The sequence below is a fragment of the Leptolyngbya sp. DQ-M1 genome, from assembly GCF_039962505.1.
Classification (GTDB): Bacteria; Cyanobacteriota; Cyanobacteriia; order Leptolyngbyales; family Leptolyngbyaceae; genus Leptolyngbya.
The window spans coordinates 1,190,976-1,206,661 of record NZ_JAMPLJ010000001.1; the positions used below are offsets into that span (position 1 = coordinate 1,190,976).

The 15,686-nt window shown below is 48.8% G+C and carries 16 protein-coding genes and 1 tRNA gene; 12 read left to right on the forward strand and 5 right to left on the reverse strand.

The genetic code is table 11. From position 1 onward, the window contains the following. The first annotated feature begins 85 nt into the window (after positions 1-85). Positions 86-1,069 (forward strand): alpha-ketoacid dehydrogenase subunit beta, encoded by a 984-nt coding sequence (locus NC981_RS05790; RefSeq protein ID WP_190375612.1) that lies wholly within the window; start codon positions 86-88, stop codon positions 1,067-1,069. Between the two features lie 436 nt (positions 1,070-1,505). Here NC981_RS05790 and NC981_RS05795 read toward each other — a convergent pair whose 3' ends face one another. Beyond that, the gene (locus tag NC981_RS05795; RefSeq protein WP_190375645.1) at positions 1,506-1,994 is read right to left on the reverse strand and encodes a hypothetical protein; all 489 of its coding nucleotides are present in this window, start codon (positions 1,992-1,994) and stop codon (positions 1,506-1,508) included. A 542-nt stretch (positions 1,995-2,536) separates the two neighbouring features. Between NC981_RS05795 and NC981_RS05800 the strand changes: the two genes are divergently transcribed. The 8 genes from NC981_RS05800 to NC981_RS05835 all read left to right on the forward strand — a co-directional run bounded on the left by NC981_RS05800 (position 2,537) and on the right by NC981_RS05835 (position 8,782). Further along, positions 2,537-2,746, forward strand: a complete 210-nt coding sequence (locus tag NC981_RS05800; protein ID WP_190375613.1) for a hypothetical protein — start codon at positions 2,537-2,539, stop codon at positions 2,744-2,746. Between the two features lie 24 nt (positions 2,747-2,770). Then, positions 2,771-4,192: a protein translocase subunit SecD gene (gene secD / locus NC981_RS05805; protein ID WP_190375614.1), complete on the forward strand. Its 1,422-nt coding sequence runs from the start codon at positions 2,771-2,773 to the stop codon at positions 4,190-4,192. Beyond that, positions 4,192-5,151: a protein translocase subunit SecF gene (secF, locus tag NC981_RS05810; protein WP_348241974.1), complete on the forward strand. Its 960-nt coding sequence runs from the start codon at positions 4,192-4,194 to the stop codon at positions 5,149-5,151. The genes secD and secF overlap by 1 nt, the downstream gene beginning before the upstream one ends. 10 nt (positions 5,152-5,161) lie before the next feature. Beyond that, the gene (locus tag NC981_RS05815) at positions 5,162-5,569 is read left to right on the forward strand and encodes a hypothetical protein (protein ID WP_348241976.1); all 408 of its coding nucleotides are present in this window, start codon (positions 5,162-5,164) and stop codon (positions 5,567-5,569) included. A gap of 63 nt (positions 5,570-5,632) precedes the next feature. After that, on the forward strand, positions 5,633-6,412 hold the full coding sequence (locus NC981_RS05820; RefSeq protein ID WP_348241978.1) for a tryptophan-rich sensory protein: 780 nt from the start codon (positions 5,633-5,635) through the stop codon (positions 6,410-6,412). A 49-nt stretch (positions 6,413-6,461) separates the two neighbouring features. Further along, positions 6,462-6,917: a DUF4385 domain-containing protein gene (locus NC981_RS05825; RefSeq protein WP_190375618.1), complete on the forward strand. Its 456-nt coding sequence runs from the start codon at positions 6,462-6,464 to the stop codon at positions 6,915-6,917. A 52-nt stretch (positions 6,918-6,969) separates the two neighbouring features. Next, positions 6,970-7,881: a phosphorylase gene (locus NC981_RS05830; RefSeq protein WP_348241980.1), complete on the forward strand. Its 912-nt coding sequence runs from the start codon at positions 6,970-6,972 to the stop codon at positions 7,879-7,881. A gap of 34 nt (positions 7,882-7,915) precedes the next feature. Then, positions 7,916-8,782, forward strand: coding sequence for a polyphosphate kinase 2 family protein (locus tag NC981_RS05835; protein ID WP_190375620.1), 867 nt, complete (start codon positions 7,916-7,918; stop codon positions 8,780-8,782). 74 nt (positions 8,783-8,856) lie between these two features. Here the strand turns inward: NC981_RS05835 and NC981_RS05840 are convergent, their stop codons facing one another. Further along, a complete protein-coding gene (locus NC981_RS05840; protein WP_348241981.1) occupies positions 8,857-9,324 on the reverse strand; it encodes a hypothetical protein in 468 nt (155 codons plus the stop codon). Positions 9,325-9,626: 302 nt separating this feature from the next. Here NC981_RS05840 and NC981_RS05845 point away from each other — a divergent pair, with 302 nt between their 5' ends. Then, positions 9,627-10,409 carry an RNA polymerase sigma factor SigF gene (locus tag NC981_RS05845; protein WP_190375622.1) on the forward strand — a complete coding sequence of 261 codons (783 nt, stop codon included), beginning with the start codon at positions 9,627-9,629 and terminating at the stop codon, positions 10,407-10,409. A 126-nt stretch (positions 10,410-10,535) separates the two neighbouring features. Here the strand turns inward: NC981_RS05845 and NC981_RS05850 are convergent, their stop codons facing one another. The 3 genes from NC981_RS05850 to NC981_RS05860 form a co-directional block, all read right to left on the reverse strand. Then, positions 10,536-11,258: a GDSL-type esterase/lipase family protein gene (locus NC981_RS05850; protein ID WP_348241982.1), complete on the reverse strand. Its 723-nt coding sequence runs from the start codon at positions 11,256-11,258 to the stop codon at positions 10,536-10,538. A 257-nt stretch (positions 11,259-11,515) separates the two neighbouring features. Beyond that, positions 11,516-11,589: transfer RNA gene (locus NC981_RS05855), tRNA-Pro, on the reverse strand. Positions 11,590-11,699: 110 nt separating this feature from the next. Beyond that, positions 11,700-12,860, reverse strand: coding sequence for a ferrochelatase (locus NC981_RS05860; RefSeq protein ID WP_348241983.1), 1,161 nt, complete (start codon positions 12,858-12,860; stop codon positions 11,700-11,702). Between the two features lie 103 nt (positions 12,861-12,963). Between NC981_RS05860 and NC981_RS05865 the strand changes: the two genes are divergently transcribed. Beyond that, positions 12,964-13,476, forward strand: a complete 513-nt coding sequence (locus NC981_RS05865) for a hypothetical protein (protein WP_348241984.1) — start codon at positions 12,964-12,966, stop codon at positions 13,474-13,476. 305 nt (positions 13,477-13,781) lie between these two features. Beyond that, positions 13,782-15,620: a biosynthetic-type acetolactate synthase large subunit gene (gene ilvB / locus NC981_RS05870; protein ID WP_348241985.1), complete on the forward strand. Its 1,839-nt coding sequence runs from the start codon at positions 13,782-13,784 to the stop codon at positions 15,618-15,620. The last annotated feature ends 66 nt before the right edge of the window (positions 15,621-15,686 follow it).

Sequence of the window (15,686 nt, forward strand, 5' to 3'; positions counted from 1 at the left end):
GTGTTTGTTGCGAGATCACTATACGGAATGTCCTTGCTCCTTATAAAATGAGACCTTGCACGTACTTTATTTAGATTGAGACGCAATGGCAGAGACACTCTTCTTTAATGCCCTTCGGGAAGCGATCGACGAAGAAATGGCAAAAGACCCGACGGTTTTGGTGATGGGAGAAGATATCGGTCATTACGGCGGCTCCTACAAAGTCACGAAGGATTTATATAAGAAGTATGGGGATCTGCGGCTGCTCGATACGCCGATCGCTGAAAACAGCTTTACCGGAATGGCAATCGGAGCGGCAATGACCGGATTGCGCCCGATTATCGAAGGGATGAACATGGGCTTTTTGCTGCTGGCGTTCAACCAGATCTCGAATAATGCGGGGATGTTGCGCTATACGTCGGGTGGGAACTTCAAGATCCCGATCGTGATTCGTGGCCCTGGTGGAGTCGGTAGTCGCTTAGGTGCAGAACACTCGCAACGGCTGGAAGCTTATTTCCAAGCCGTTCCCGGATTGAAGATTGTTACGTGTTCGACTCCCTACAACGCCAAAGGATTGCTGAAGTCGGCGATTCGAGATGACAATCCGGTGCTGTTTTTTGAGCACGTTTTGCTTTACAACCTGAAAGAAGACCTGCCGAGCGAAGAATATTATCTGCCGCTTGATAAAGCTGAAGTCGTGCGGAAAGGCAAAGATGTCACGATTCTGACGTATTCGAGAATGCGGCATCATGTGATGCAGGCGATGAAGACGTTAGATAAAGAAGGGTATGACTGCGAAGTGATTGATTTGCTTTCGCTTAAGCCGTTGGATTTTGAGACGATCGGCGAATCAATCTGCAAAACGCATCGCGTGATCATTGTCGAGGAATGTATGCGAACCGGGGGAATCGGGGCGGAACTGACGGCTTCGATTAACGATCGCTTTTTCGATGAACTCGATGCGCCTGTGTTGCGGATGTCTTCGCAAGATATTCCGACTCCTTACAATGGAACGCTTGAGGCTTTAACGATCGTGCAACCACCGCAGATTGTAGAAGCGGTTCGCAATATGGTTCCGTTGAAGGTTTAGAAGGGAGTTGAAGTCGCTGGCAAACTGCCCCCTAAATCCCCCATTCTGGGGGACTTTGACAATAAGGAATTCTGGGATTCCAGGAAATTTTTGTCATTCAAAGTCCCCCAAATTTGGGGGATTCAGGGGGCTGAAGCTGACTGAAACGAAGCGATCGACAACTCCTTCTAGAAACTGGCACTCATCCACGAGCGGTCAAGACTCATCGACGAGGATTCGAGACTCGTGCGTGAGTGATCAACACTCGTGAACGACGTTCGAAGACTTGTGCGTGAGTGATCAATACTCGTGAACGACGATCGAAAACTCGTGAATGAGTGATCAACACTCGCCCGCGAGGATCAAACACTCGTGCGTGAGTCATAAAGACTCGTGAATGAGTGATCAACACTCGCCAACGAGATTCAATGATTCATCAGCGAGTATTGGAGCTTGGTTAAGAAACGGATGCAGGAGTCGGCGCTTCTTTCGATGCCTTGGAGCGAGTTGCTTTGAAGCGTTCGCCCAACTGATCGGCAACAGCTTTGAGTCCCGGAGTCTTTTTAGAAGCGGTTTTGATGTAGTCGTAGACGGTGAGGCTATCGGTCATCGCTTCGCTGCTCACAGAGATTAAGGTATCGTCTACTTTTTCGGTGAGTTGTTGCAGTCTCAGAAGCACTTCGGTCAGGGTAGTCGCGAGTTCATAGTTGCTGCTGAACTTGTCGAGATCGAAGCTGGCAGGGAGAATATCGGGATTGGATTGAGCGGCGATCAAGCTGTTGTTGACAAACGAGAGGCTTTTGTTGCCCATCTTGAATAGCTTGCGGCGTTCTTCGGTGCTGAGATGCACTAGAAACGGCATCTGGGCTTCGATCGTCGCAAGGGCGGCTTTGATTTCTTCGAGGTCGGTGTCTGAAAGCTGGGCGGGAAGATTCTGGGATGCCATCGGGTAGAACTGCTTTAGGGATAGAAAGGTATACCGTCTGAGGATGCCCAATGGAATCAGCGATCGCACTTGATCTCTGCTGATTCCGCGTTACTGAATTACGGCAAAGCCTGCTGTTATGGCTTCCAAAAGCAGGTTGACTCAGCGATTGCCATTCTGCAACACGCCATTACCTGTGGTTGAGTAATACCAGATTGATTTGTGGATGCGACAGATTCTCGCCCCCTAAATCCCCCATTCTGGGGGACTTTGAGTATGATCTGTCGCATTTTATGTTTAATTTGGTATAAATTGAAGAGAAATTTCGTCGGCAAGACGATCGATTCCAAGCGCTCCTCAACCCCGACTAATCGATCGTGCAGTGCCACTTCCAATCCTTGATCGCCATCGCCTCATACCAAATTGATTTTTGAGTGCGACAGATCTTGGAAGCCCCCTAAATCCCCCACGAGTGGGGGACTTCAAGCCTAAATCTGTTTCGGATTCTCAAAGTCCCCCAGTATGGGGGATTTAGGGGGCGAAGGATCTATCGCATTAATAAATTGATTCGGTATCAGATTGATTTGATCGTGAAGCGCTGTCAGTATACTTGTGCGATCGCAGCCTACAACTCAGAAGACGAAAGCCGACCTTCGATCGATTCACACTTAGGGATGCCAACACAAAGCGCGATCGCTCATCTTTCCAATCAGGCGTTTTTGTTGCTGAAACCGTATCGAATGCAACGTCATACAAAGAAAGCGCTATCATAGCCTTTGTCATAATAAAGACTGGCTATGGGACGGCAACGAGGATTATTAATACTGATTTTGGTGCTGGTGCTGGGTTCGCTCTACATCATCTTCGATCAGCGCCATTTTCCAGCCCTGCTCGGCTTGGATCTGCGCGGCGGATCGCAGATTACGATCCAGGTCAAGCCAACGGGTGATGTGCAAAGAATCACGCAGCAGCAGCTTGAAGACGTGCAGCGCGTGATCGAAGGTCGGATTAACGGATTGGGCGTGTCCGAACCGCTCGTTCAGACGGCTGGCGAAGATCAAATTTTAGTCCAGTTGCCCGGAGTCAACGACCCGGAACAAGCCGAGCGCGTTTTAGGCGGAACCGCACAGCTTGACTTCCGGGCACAAAAAGCCGGAACCGAAGACAGGCTCCGGATCGAACAATCGATCCGCCAAGAGTTCCTCAGAAAGCAAGCCGAACTGCGTAAATCCGACGACGCAAAAGCAATCGAGGAAAATCAAGCCGCCATCAAACGCAGCAACGAAGCGATCGCAACACTATTCGATCCACCCGCGCTAGTCGGTAAAAATTTACAGAATGCCTTTGCAGAATCCGCCCCTGGCTCAGATGCGTTTAGCGTCGGTCTCAAATTTGACCAGGAAGGCGGCGATAAGTTCGCCCAACTGACCAAAAGTTTAGCGGGAACGGGTCGATCGCTGGGCATCTTCCTCGATAACGGATTAATCAGCTACCCGTCTGTGGGTGCAGAATTCGCTCAAACCGGAATTACAGGCGGAGGAGCCACGATTACCGGACGCTTTACCGCTCAAGAAGCAACCGACTTAGCGGTGCAATTACGCGGGGGTGCGTTACCGTTCCCGGTCGAAGTCGTTGAAAACCGCACCGTCGGCGCAACTCTGGGACGCGATAGTATTCAGAGCAGCATTTACGCAGGAATCGGTGGATTGCTGTTGGTTCTCGGCTTCATGATTGTGTATTACCGATTGCCGGGTGTAATCAGCGCAATTTCTCTGATCATCTATGCGCTCTTAACCTATGCCGGATTCAAGCTCTTAGGCGTGACCTTGACACTGCCTGGAATCGCCGGATTCATTCTCAGTATCGGGATGGCGGTTGATGCGAACATTCTGATTTTTGAGCGGACTCGTGAAGAGTTACTTGCCGGAAAGACTTTGTATCGATCGGTTGAATCCGGCTTCTTCCGCGCCTTCTCCAGCATTCTTGACAGTAACGTGACGACTGCGATCGCTTGTATTGCCTTGATCTGGTTCGGTTCAGGACTGGTCAAAGGATTTGGCGTAACGCTGTTGTTAGGGGTTGCGATCAGTATGTTCACCGCAGTCACTTGCAGCCGCACACTGATGATGTACGCGATTACGTTTCCGGGACTCCGCAAGCCGGCATGGTTCTGTCCCAATCTGCATAAAGCTAAACAATCGATCTCGGAGACCACTTGATGAAACTGAATGTCATTCGCCAACGGGGATTGTGGTGGACGATTTCTGCCCTCTGTATTCTTGCAGGCATCATTGCGATGGTGATTCTGCAAACTCAAATTGGTACGCCGTTGCGTCCAGGGCTTGACTTCAAAGGCGGAACGCGGCTTCAGGTAGAACTCGATTGCAGTCAGCCTGGAAACTGCGACAAACCGATCAGCCTCGACGCGATCCGCGAAGTGCTGCGCGATGAGAATCTAGGAGATGCTAGCCTGCAACTCGTCGGTCAAGACCAGCGCGCTGCCCTGATTCGGACGAATACGCTCAGCGTAGATCAGCGCACTAAACTGCAAGCAGAACTCGAATCAAAAGTCGGTAAGTTTGATGCGAAAAAAACGCAGATCGACACGGTTGGGCCGACGATCGGGCGACAACTGTTTCAATCCGCCCTAATCGCACTGATCGTTTCCTTTGCAGGTATCACGCTCTACATGACGTTCCGCTTTGAATTGGATTACGCGCTCTTCGCCATCATCGCGCTGTTCCACGACGTTTTGATCACGGTCGGCTTCTTCGCGATTCTCGGACTCACCCCGTTGAAAACCGAAGTCGATAGTTTATTTGTCGTGGCGCTGTTAACGATCGTTGGTTTCTCGGTCAACGATACGGTGGTGATTTACGATCGCGTCCGCGAAACAATCCAACTTAATCCCGGTCGGCATATCAACGAAATCGTGGATGATGCGGTAAATCAGACGTTAACACGATCGCTCAATACGACATTAACCGTCTTGTTAACGCTGTTTGCGCTCTTTTTCTTCGGAGGAGAAACGCTGAAGAACTTTGCGTTAGCGTTGATTATCGGATTTACGATGGGAGCGTATTCAAGCATCTTTATTGCCAGTACATTGTTAGCACTTTGGCGTGAAAAGCGGGGACGCGCATTTGCACCTGTGACGGCTGAGGCGACTAGCGATTAGATTGAAGAATATGACACCTCCTGACTCACCCGAAGTCGAACTTGATCCAAAATTTCAAGCGGCAGTTCAACGTCTGCATCGATCGACGGTGATCGGGCGGTGGCTTGTGGTGATCGGGTTGTGGCTAACGATCGGGGCATGGAGCCTCTGGGAGCTGCGCTACCCGATTTCACTCATGCAGGACTATTTCACTTGGGCAGCCCTACGACACGGGCTGATCTCGAATTTGCCTGCCACTGTCGGACTCGGATTCTGTATTGGCATGACGCTGAGCGTATTAGTTTGGCAGAGCCGGAATATTCTATTTGGGTTGCCGATCGAGGAGCAGCAAAAGCTCGAACAAACCGTCTTAAAAATTCGCCAGCAAGGGCAAAGCCACCCGATGTGGAAGTGGATCGAACCGAGCGAGAAATCTTAAATCAGAAAGAGGATCGCAGCCCAAAATATCGCTACGGTATAAGAGCGAGTTCCGAGAGGTGATATGCAGGAATCTGGGCGAAATTCTTCGGTTACAGTGGCGCTCCAATTTGGAACTATTGCCGCAATTTTGGCTGCGATCGTCATTAATGCACTCTCTAATTTCTTCCCGCTGCGAGGATTGAGCATTGGAGCAGTCGCAAACACGATTCTAGGCGGTGTACGGATTACGCCAGCAAATTATGCGTTTGCGATTTGGGGCGTGATTTATCTTGGGCTGATTGGTTTCGGAATTTATCAAGCATTACCGTCTCAGCGTTTTAATTCCCATTTGCTGAAGTTACGCGCTCCAATCATTTGGGCATCTCTCTTTCAAATTGTTTGGGTGTATGCCTTTCAGTTGCAGCAGTTTTGGTTATCTGTTGCACTGATGTTTGGAATTCTGATTAACCTGGTTGCTGCCTACTTGTGGTCTAGATTCCCCAATAGCCGCGTTCCGCGTGAGGAAAAATGGTTAGCTCAGGTTCCAATTAGTATTTACTTGGGCTGGATCAGTGTTGCGTCGATCGTGAATGTTGCGTCTGCTTTGTATGCTTCGGGCTGGACTGGAGCGGGGATTGATGGCACGATCTCGACAGTGATCATGATTTTGATTGCCGCAGCGATCACAGCCGCGATCGTGATTCGATATCGAGATGTTGCATTTACAGGTGTGATCGTTTGGGCATTGTTGGCGATCGCCGTTCGTCAGTTTGCTCAATTTGCCATTTCAGTCACGGCGATTGGCAGCGCGATCGCGTTGGTTCTGCTGTTCTTTTCCAGAAATCGTTCTCGTGGGGCATGACTAGAAATCTTGCGCCTGCTTGAATCGGTTTAGAGTCGAATTTCCACCGATGGCATTTGATTACTCGATCGATTTCACTCAGGTCAATTTCAGAGAGCACCCGGAACTCTACCGCGTCGGGAAAGGCGAACAAGGTGTTCTGTTAGTCGAGCCTTACAAAAGCGAGATTCTGCCACACTGGAGATTCAAGACTCCAGAGATTGCGCGAATTTCAGCCGATAAGATCTATCAGCTTTTTCAAGACTACAAAGCGCAAGGTGATTTTGTCGGCATGGACATGGCGCGGAAATTTTTGCAGATGGGATACACCCGATCGCGCCGCTACGCGAACCACAAATCCGGCCGCAAATACGCCACCGATAAAACCGTACTGCCCCGTGAAGAAGACCCGATCAAAGCCGAATCCGCCAAGATTTTTTACGAAAAGTGGCAGCTTGCAAAACTTGATCCCGGCTACATCACCCAACTGACCGCGCATCGCCAGCGCTACGAAGATGTGAAATAGTTGAAAGTGGTAATTCTTGCTCTTTACTATGTCTGAATTTGTGTCTGAATTTGTGTCTGACTCTGTGCATCTTCGGTTACTGGAAAATCCCGGAGTTCTGTGGCAACGCACGATCGAGCAAACGCAACACGCGCTTTCTTGTGGCGCACTCCTTTCAATTCCAACCACTCACGAATTTATCGAGCAAGCAGGCGCGAAATTTCTCGTCCGCACTGTCACCAATCTGATTCGCAAAGAAGTCTCCGACCTGAAACAAAAACAAGAAGAGATTGCAACTGGAAAACCGATTAATCCATTTCTTCCCTACGATCGCGATTTATTTGTTGTTGATATTTCTGACACTCACGTTTGTCTTTTGAATAAATTCAACGTTGCCGATCATCACCTATTAATTATTACTCGTGCCTTTGAAGAACAAGAAGCTTTATTAACGCTGGACGATTTTGCAGCACTATGGGCATGTTTAGCCGAAGTGGATGGATTAGCGTTTTATAATGCCGGCTCAGTGGCAGGAGCAAGCCAGCGTCACAAGCATCTACAACTGGTTCCATTCCCGTTTGTTGAGGGAATTCGTTTACCGATCGACCCCTTAATTAACGCTGTAAATTCTACCGATCGCATTACCACAATTCCCGAATTTCCCTTTATTCATGCCTTCACAAAACTTGATCGAATTGATACCGCTAAGCAACTTCTAGAACGCTATTGGGAGTTACTCGAAGCCGTAAGAATTGATTCTAATCAAATTATACAATCGGCTCCCTATAACTTTTTAGCAACGCGAGAATGGATGATGATTGTGCCGCGATCACAAGCCGAATATAGTGCGATCGCGGTGAATTCTCTTGCCTTTGCAGGTGCGCTTTTAGTCCGAAACTCCGAGCAACTCGAAACGCTGAAACAATTGCGTCCGCTAAATTTTTTAAAGAACGTTGCGATCGCGTCCTCATCCTCAGCAGGCTAACCATAATTGGGGAATAGCCTCCATGAGAATCCTTATGAAACACGATCAATTTATAGTGCCGCCCAATCAGAAAATTAAGCTAAAGGACTACGATCCAGCTCATACAGATGGCTTAAGAGATAAAGTAGCGGCTCAAGCCGAGCTTCAGACAGGCGTTCAGAAGCTCGCAAAATATCAAGACATTCTCTATGCTCACGATTCCTACGCCTTGTTAATTCTATTTCAAGCGATGGATGCGGCCGGAAAAGACAGCACTATTAAGCACGTCATGTCAGGGATAAATCCTCAAGGCTGCCAAGTCTTCAGCTTCAAAGCCCCTTCTTCAGAAGACTTAGATCACGATTATTTGTGGCGATCGACGAAAGCTTTACCCGAACGCGGGCGCATTGGAATTTTCAATCGCTCTTATTATGAAGAAGTTCTAGTGGTGCGGGTTCACCCAGAATTGCTAGCAAAGCAAAAGCTACCCAAAGAAGCACTAGGCAAAGATTTTTGGGAGAAGCGATTTAAGCAAATTAATCACTTTGAAGAATACTTAGTTAACAACGGAGTCATTGTTCTAAAGTTCTTCCTAAATGTCTCGAAAGAGCAGCAGAAAAAGAGATTTCTCGATCGAATTGAGCAGCCCGAAAAGAACTGGAAGTTTTCCGCCACGGATGCAAAAGAGCGGCAACATTGGGACAAGTATATGGAAGCTTACGAAGAGGTGTTCAGCCATACCAGTACAGATCATGCACCCTGGTACATCATACCAGCCGATCATAAATGGTTTACTCGTCTGGCTGTCTCCAACATCATCATCAGTAAACTCAAGTCCCTGAATTTGTCCTACCCCGAAGTCAGCGAACAGCATCGACTAGAACTACTCGAAGTCAAAAAACTTTTAGAAAGCGAAGGCTAACTTTGTTCAAAAGCAAGGGGCGATCGGGATTCAAAAGTCTCGATCGCCCCTCTTTGTTGATGCGAAATCTAAGCTTATGCTTCCTTCTCTGCTTTTGCCGCAGCTCGCTCGATCTTGTGGCTAAACGTGATTAACGCTTTACCCAACGTATGCATCGGGCCTTTCACACCACGACCCGCTTCGTCGCCGATCTCGTTGGTTTGCTCGCCCAGTTTCGCCAGCACTTCTACAATTTGGCTTGCTTCGGTCTTTTTACCCTTCAGAAGTTTTTTCAATTCTTTCAGGGATGCTGACAGTTCTTTGATGTTTTCTTCCTTGTGACCCTTGAGAAAATCCACCCACTCGTCGATCGAGTCGATCGCTTCTTCGGACTCAATTTCAGTAGGATCGCCATGTAAAATTTCAGTCAAAGATTCAATATCTGGTGCGTTATCCACCTCAGAATTTGCTGATTTTTTTGCAGTTTTTGGCTCTTTTTCAACTTCAGAAGAATGCGCTTCTTGTTGCATTGTTTTTTCGTCTTTAGCTGCCATAAATTCCATTCCTTCTAAGTTTTAGTAAGGTATAGCATCACAATAAAATTCGTTACATTGGTTTCCCTCTGTCAAAAGAAGCGACCTCGATCACACTCTAGACAGAGTGCAATCACATTAGGAATATGACGCAGATCACAGCCTAAAACTAATTCAAATGCCGTCCACATAAAGACTGAATATCTGCGTAATTTTGCCGAATTCGTACCAGCATAAATTCGATCAGTACCGTAGATCGACGATGGTTTTACAATGCCTCTCTACAGAAAATAGATTCAACGCTGATGTGAACCTTGATCTTGTGGTGGATGATGGCAACTCAATCTTCTTTACGTTCTCGCGGGATGGAATTACTGGTTTCGTATCACCAAAATCCCTCGGTGAAACTCCGCAATCAGTTGGTACAAATGAACGCAGGTTTGGTTCGTAAAATCGCTCATCGGGTAAGTCATCAATGTGCAGAACCCTACGAAGACCTTGAACAAATTGGCTACTTAGGGCTAATTCGAGCGATCGAACGCTTTAACCCAAACCAGGGTTGTGCTTTTAGCTCGTTTGCGGTTCCTTATATTCGGGGTGAAATGCTGCATTTCCTCCGCGATCGAGCCGGTACGGTAAAAATTCCCCGTCGCTGGCAGCAATTAAACAAAGAAGGTCAGAGAGTTCGAGAACAACTGATGGAGGCGTTCGGGCGTCAACCGAGCGACGAAGAGATTGCAGATGTCCTGAAAGTGTCCGTCAACGAATGGCGCGAAAGCAAACTGGCGGCGAAGAACCGCTTACCGCTAAGTTTAGATGCGACGGTTTGCCAGCAGTTAGATTCGCCGATGACGCTAGGTGACACGCTGCCTGATGCCCGCTATCAAGCCTTGCAGGTGCTTGAGGAGGATCGCCAACAGTTGCAGAGGGCGCTCAACCAGCTTGAAGATAAAACGCGCCAAGCGATCGAGTATGTTTTCCTGCATGATTTGTCGCGCAAAGAAGTGGCGGAACAAATCGGAGTCAGTCCGATGACGGTGACTCGTCGCATTCATCGCGGCATCCAACAAATGGTGGGATTGCTCCATCCGCAAGTGTTGCAGACTGATCCCTAATTCCTACGCCTTAGTTTCCATCGATCTATCAAGTCACCGGATTGAGAATTTCAGTTCGGTGTTTCTTGTCGAATGGGGTATGAAATTCGCCCGATCGTGTCAGTCGGTTCGCTGCATGAGAATCATCTAATTCTTAGAAGGGGATCTCAATGCCTGCTGAATTGCCGCCGCTGCAAGCGGAGCCATAACAGCATAACCCTTTGAATTGGGATGCAGTCCATCGTCTGACAAATCGGCTCTCAGCCTGCCTTGGGCATCTAGCATTGCGCTGTAATAGTCTAAATAAGTGCAATACACGGCAGCGCAGTATCCTTTAAGCCATTGATTCAGCGCCTCAATCTTTGTGGGTGGTCGCCCTGGCGAAATCTTGTTTGCAGCATAATCATGAATCGGCAGCACAGACGCAAACACCACGCGAGTCTGATGCGCTCTTGCTAACTCTGCGATCGACGCATAATTATCCTGAATTTGGTCCAAGGTCATCGCACCCGTATTGCCCGCAATATCATTTGTTCCTGCGAGAATTATGACTACACGCGGCTTCAGTGCAATCACATCCGGACGAAATCGAATCAGCATCTGAGGAGTCGTCTGCCCAGAAATGCCTCGGTTGATATAGGGGCGATTGGGGAAATAGGCAGAGAGATTCCAAAACTGGGTAATAGAATCGCCAAAGAACACGGCTCGATTCTCATCCATTGTGGTAGGTAACAAACTAGCGTTGGCTTGTCTATAAAGGTCTAGCTGTGCCCAATCTTGCAGACGCTGTTGTAGCTGCTGAATCTGTTGGCGCAGTTGGTCTGGGGTTTCTGACCCAGGAGTCTGGGCGGCAGCGGGCGGTTTGAACATAATCAAATTGACCACTGTCGCCAAAATGAAGATAAAGAAGCGATGCATGGATGTATTTGGACGCTGAAAGTGCGATGTGGGTAGTGGAAAACGTGCAGAAAAGGCTACGATCGTTTCCGACATATAATAATGAGCTAGCGAATCGGTGTCCCCCTTATCGCTCTGCTTTTGTATAGAGTAGATGTAGCCCCCAGCTCAGACTTACAGATTCAGTCTTACGCTTTCTTTCGGGAAATTGCATTTTCCTTCACAAGAAATCGGGATGACAGGATTTGAACCTGCGGCATCCTGCTCCCAAAGCAGGCGCGCTACCAAGCTGCGCTACATCCCGTAACTAGGCTTTGACATTATAACGCGATGTTTAAGATTGCACAATCAAAATCTTTCAACTGAGCAGGAGAGAAGCGCAGAACCGCCTCTCCCCTTAACGTTCACTGATTATTAATGATGGTGATGTCCATGATCGTGTGCATGGTGATGCCCGTGATCATGATGATGGTGAATTTCTCCGTGAACGGGAACAACCGCTGCCGCTTGCTCAGACAAAAGCGATTCAATCTGCGGATCTGCCCATGTTGCAACCATCTTTAGAAAGTCAGGATTGTCATTCACGCAAGGCATCCTGACATATTTCACATCTGAGTGCTTGCGATGCAGCTTCTCGATAATGTGTTCAACATCTAGCAGCGTTTCGTGGTTTTCGGTGGCAAAGCCGATCGGCATAAAGACGATCGCTTTCGCGCCGAGGTTGATCAGGTTTCTTGCTGCAAGATCAGCGTTGGGTTGCGTCCATTCAATCAGCGGCGTTTGGTGATTCAACCAGCCTACTGAAATCAGCGGATAGCGATCAATCAAGCGATCGCGCACTTTGTCGTAAAGCGCTTGGCTCTCGGTGATGCCGGAGGTGAATCCTTTTGCTTTATGGGGGCAGCCGTGATTCATCAAAACAATGCCGATCTGCGAGGGAAGATAGGCTCCAGCGAGATCAGAGTGAATTTGAGATTCGACTAACCGCGCCATCAAGTCGATATATTCGGGTCGATCGAAAAATGAGGGAATATAGCGAGTCCCTTTCAGCCAATGTTCGCCATCATCGACTGAATTTTCTAAAGCTTTGTTCACCTGCTCGACGGCAATCCCACTGGTAAAAATAGAATCAACGACCAGTAAGGGATAAATCAGAACTTTTGTGAATCCCTGATCTTTAATCTCGGCTAATACTTGTTCAGGTAAGAATGGCTTACAGAAGTTAAACGCCTTGAAAACTTGGACGCGATCGCCCCATTTTTCTTGCAGTGCGGCTTCGACTCCTGCACGTTGCTGTTCAAAGATCGCATTATGGGGAGAAACAAACTGACCGTGCTGATGTCCCCACTCGTGCAGATCGAAGACTGCTAAAAGCTTTGCTAAAGGTGGATAAACCCAGGTAGGGACAGGTGCAAACTTTGCAGTCAGGAGATTTAAAGCTTGTTCGTTGTAATTTGCGAAGTCTTCGTAGCTTTCGACCTCGCCATATCCCATCAGCAGTACAGCTACCCGCTCTGAGTTGGAAGATACATGATGAGAGTGAGAATGTTCGAGCTTTTCTGGAGTCGCGACCACGGTGTAAAACCCCTTGCTTTCGTAGAATGTCTTGGTCTAGCTTCAGGCTAACATCCCCCACCGGGGGACGGAGCGGATTAGTGAAATATTGTTACCCAGAGTAATGGAAATTCTTATTTGTCCAGGAATGCACCCGCCTGCGCTCACCGATGCGTTTCTCTCAAAGCTATCTTTGGGAAACTGTCAGGTTTTTCCGTCTGACCGCTTCCCCGTTTATTCACCCCGGCATCTTCTCGATTTCTTTTCCCCGCAGGACGCAGTGCTGATCATTGCGTTTAGTGCTGGAGTCGTGGGTGCGATCGCGGCGGCTAGAATATGGCAGCGCCAAGGAATCCGGATTGCAGCGCTGATTGCGATCGATGGTTGGGGCGTTCCTTTATTCGGGGAGTTCCCGATTCACCGGGTCAGCCATGATCACTTTACTCACTGGAGTTCTCTAATGATGGGGGGAAACGCAACTCATTTCTACGCCGATCCACCCGTTGAACATCTGATGCTATGGCAATCTCCCACAACGGTTAAAGGAATTGTTAAACCCTCGAATGCTGTAGTTACGGCTGCAACTTTCATTAGTGAGATCATTAGTGAAATCGTTGAGCATTACAAGCTAGATTAAAGTTATGAATTCCAGACAGGACTCTTCCCTTAGTTCAGCCACAACACAAGCTGGATTAATTAAGATTCTCCTGATGGGTAACGATCAATGTTACGGAGCTTGAAGTGATGTCAAGATCTTCTGACGCAGCGATCGTCCGCTAAATTTCAAACGTCTGACGCAGCGGGAATTCTTGAAAAGATTTCCTCAGTCTTTCTCTCGACACAGATAGGGATCAGCTTTACACTATATTTCTATTACTTGCATCCTACGATACAAAAATCTTCCAATTTATCCAATCGCGCGTACTCGAAGAGGTTACTCCAGTGCAGTTGCAGCAACGATCAGCAGTCCAAAAGGTGACGGGTGCTTTTGCTTTAATCGATAGTCTTAGTCGCCACGGTGTTAAGCACATTTTCGGATATCCAGGCGGGGCGATCCTGCCCATTTACGACGAGCTTTATCGGGCTGAACAAGCTGGAATCCTCAAGCACATTCTTGTGCGTCATGAGCAGGGAGCCGCTCATGCAGCCGATGGATACGCTCGTGCAACCGGACAAGTGGGAGTTTGCTTTGCAACCTCTGGCCCTGGTGCGACCAATCTTGTCACCGGAATCGCCACGGCTCACATGGACTCGATTCCGATGGTGATTGTGACCGGACAAGTTCCGCGACCCGCGATCGGCAGTGATGCTTTTCAAGAAACCGATATCTACGGGATTACTTTACCGATCGTCAAGCATTCCTACGTTGTGCGCGATCCGCGAGAGATGGCGCGAATCGTTGCCGAAGCGTTTTACATTGCAAGCAGTGGACGACCGGGGCCTGTGCTGATCGATGTGCCGAAAGATGTCGGTGTTGAGCAATTTGATTATGTTCCCGTTGAGCCAGGTTCGGTGCGCTTGACGGGTTATCGTCCGACGGTAAAAGGCAATCCGCGCCAAATTGGGCAGGCATTAAAGCTGATTCGGCAAGCGCAGCGTCCTTTGCTGTATGTCGGTGGTGGCGCGATCGCAGCAGGCGCACACGCAGAAATCAAAGAACTGGCAGAGCGCTTCAAGCTACCTGTCACCACAACTCTGATGGGATTGGGTGCCTTTGATGAGCATCACCCGCTCTCGGTTGGAATGCTGGGAATGCACGGCACGGCTTACGCAAACTTTGCGGTGACTGAGTGCGATTTGCTGATTGCCGTAGGAGCGCGATTCGACGATCGTGTGACTGGAAAGCTGGACGAATTCGCCTCTCGCGCCAAAGTGATTCACATCGATATCGATCCGGCAGAAGTGGGTAAAGTGCGTTTGCCAGATGTGCCGATCGTGGGTGACGTGAAGCAAGTTCTAACGGATTTGTTGGAGCGTAGCAGCGAAGAAGGTGATCCCGCGAACCCGACGCAGACCGAAGCGTGGCTTGCAAGAGTCGATCGCTGGCGCGAAGATTATCCGCTCGTTGTGCCGCAATATCCGGGGGTGCTGTCGCCGCAAGAGGTGATTTTTGAAATCGGACAGCAAGCCCCGAACGCCTTTTATACCACCGATGTAGGACAGCATCAGATGTGGTCGGCTCAATTTCTCAAGAATAGCCCCCGCCGCTGGATTTCTAGCGCAGGGCTAGGAACGATGGGCTTTGGAATGCCTGCGGCGATGGGTGCAAAAGTGGCAGTTCCAGACGAAGAAGTGATCTGTATTAGCGGTGATTCCAGCATTCAGATGAATATTCAGGAGCTTGGAACGCTGGCACAGTACGGCATCAACGTCAAAACCGTGATTATTAACAACGGTTGGCAGGGCATGGTGCGCCAATGGCAAGAAGCGTTCTACGATGAGCGCTACTCGAATTCCAATATGCAGGTGGGGACACCAGATTTTGTCAAATTGGCAGAGGCATTCGGCATCAAAGGCATGATTGTGGAGACGCGGGAAGAGTTGCAAGCTGCGATCGCCGAGATGATTGCTCACCCTGGTGCGGTGCTGATGGATGTCCGCGTGAAGAAGAACGAAAACTGCTATCCGATGGTTCCATCTGGTAAGAGCAATGCTCAAATGATGGGATTGCCTGAACGCAAGCTTTTAGAGCGGGCAGCAGAAACGATCGAATGTAGGAATTGCAGTACAGAGAACGTTCCGACCAATAAGTTCTGCCCGAACTGCGGCACGAAGATCTAAAGACCTAAGCGATTTTGGCGGCGGTTTCATTCAGGCTGATTGAGTCTGTGTGTGAAGCCGCCGCTT

Excerpts from the sequence above, each read along its gene's own strand:
- NC981_RS05790 (WP_190375612.1), top strand. The coding sequence starts at position 86 with ATGGCAGAGACACTCTTCTTTAATGCCCTTCGGGAAGCGATCGACGAA.
- NC981_RS05795 (WP_190375645.1), bottom strand. The coding sequence starts at position 1,994 with ATGGCATCCCAGAATCTTCCCGCCCAGCTTTCAGACACCGACCTCGAA.
- secD (WP_190375614.1), top strand. The coding sequence starts at position 2,771 with ATGGGACGGCAACGAGGATTATTAATACTGATTTTGGTGCTGGTGCTG.
- secF (WP_348241974.1), top strand. The coding sequence starts at position 4,192 with ATGAAACTGAATGTCATTCGCCAACGGGGATTGTGGTGGACGATTTCT.
- NC981_RS05815 (WP_348241976.1), top strand. The coding sequence starts at position 5,162 with ATGACACCTCCTGACTCACCCGAAGTCGAACTTGATCCAAAATTTCAA.
- NC981_RS05820 (WP_348241978.1), top strand. The coding sequence starts at position 5,633 with ATGCAGGAATCTGGGCGAAATTCTTCGGTTACAGTGGCGCTCCAATTT.
- NC981_RS05825 (WP_190375618.1), top strand. The coding sequence starts at position 6,462 with ATGGCATTTGATTACTCGATCGATTTCACTCAGGTCAATTTCAGAGAG.
- NC981_RS05835 (WP_190375620.1), top strand. The coding sequence starts at position 7,916 with ATGAAACACGATCAATTTATAGTGCCGCCCAATCAGAAAATTAAGCTA.
- NC981_RS05840 (WP_348241981.1), bottom strand. The coding sequence starts at position 9,324 with ATGGAATTTATGGCAGCTAAAGACGAAAAAACAATGCAACAAGAAGCG.
- NC981_RS05845 (WP_190375622.1), top strand. The coding sequence starts at position 9,627 with ATGGCAACTCAATCTTCTTTACGTTCTCGCGGGATGGAATTACTGGTT.
- NC981_RS05850 (WP_348241982.1), bottom strand. The coding sequence starts at position 11,258 with ATGTTCAAACCGCCCGCTGCCGCCCAGACTCCTGGGTCAGAAACCCCA.
- NC981_RS05865 (WP_348241984.1), top strand. The coding sequence starts at position 12,964 with ATGGAAATTCTTATTTGTCCAGGAATGCACCCGCCTGCGCTCACCGAT.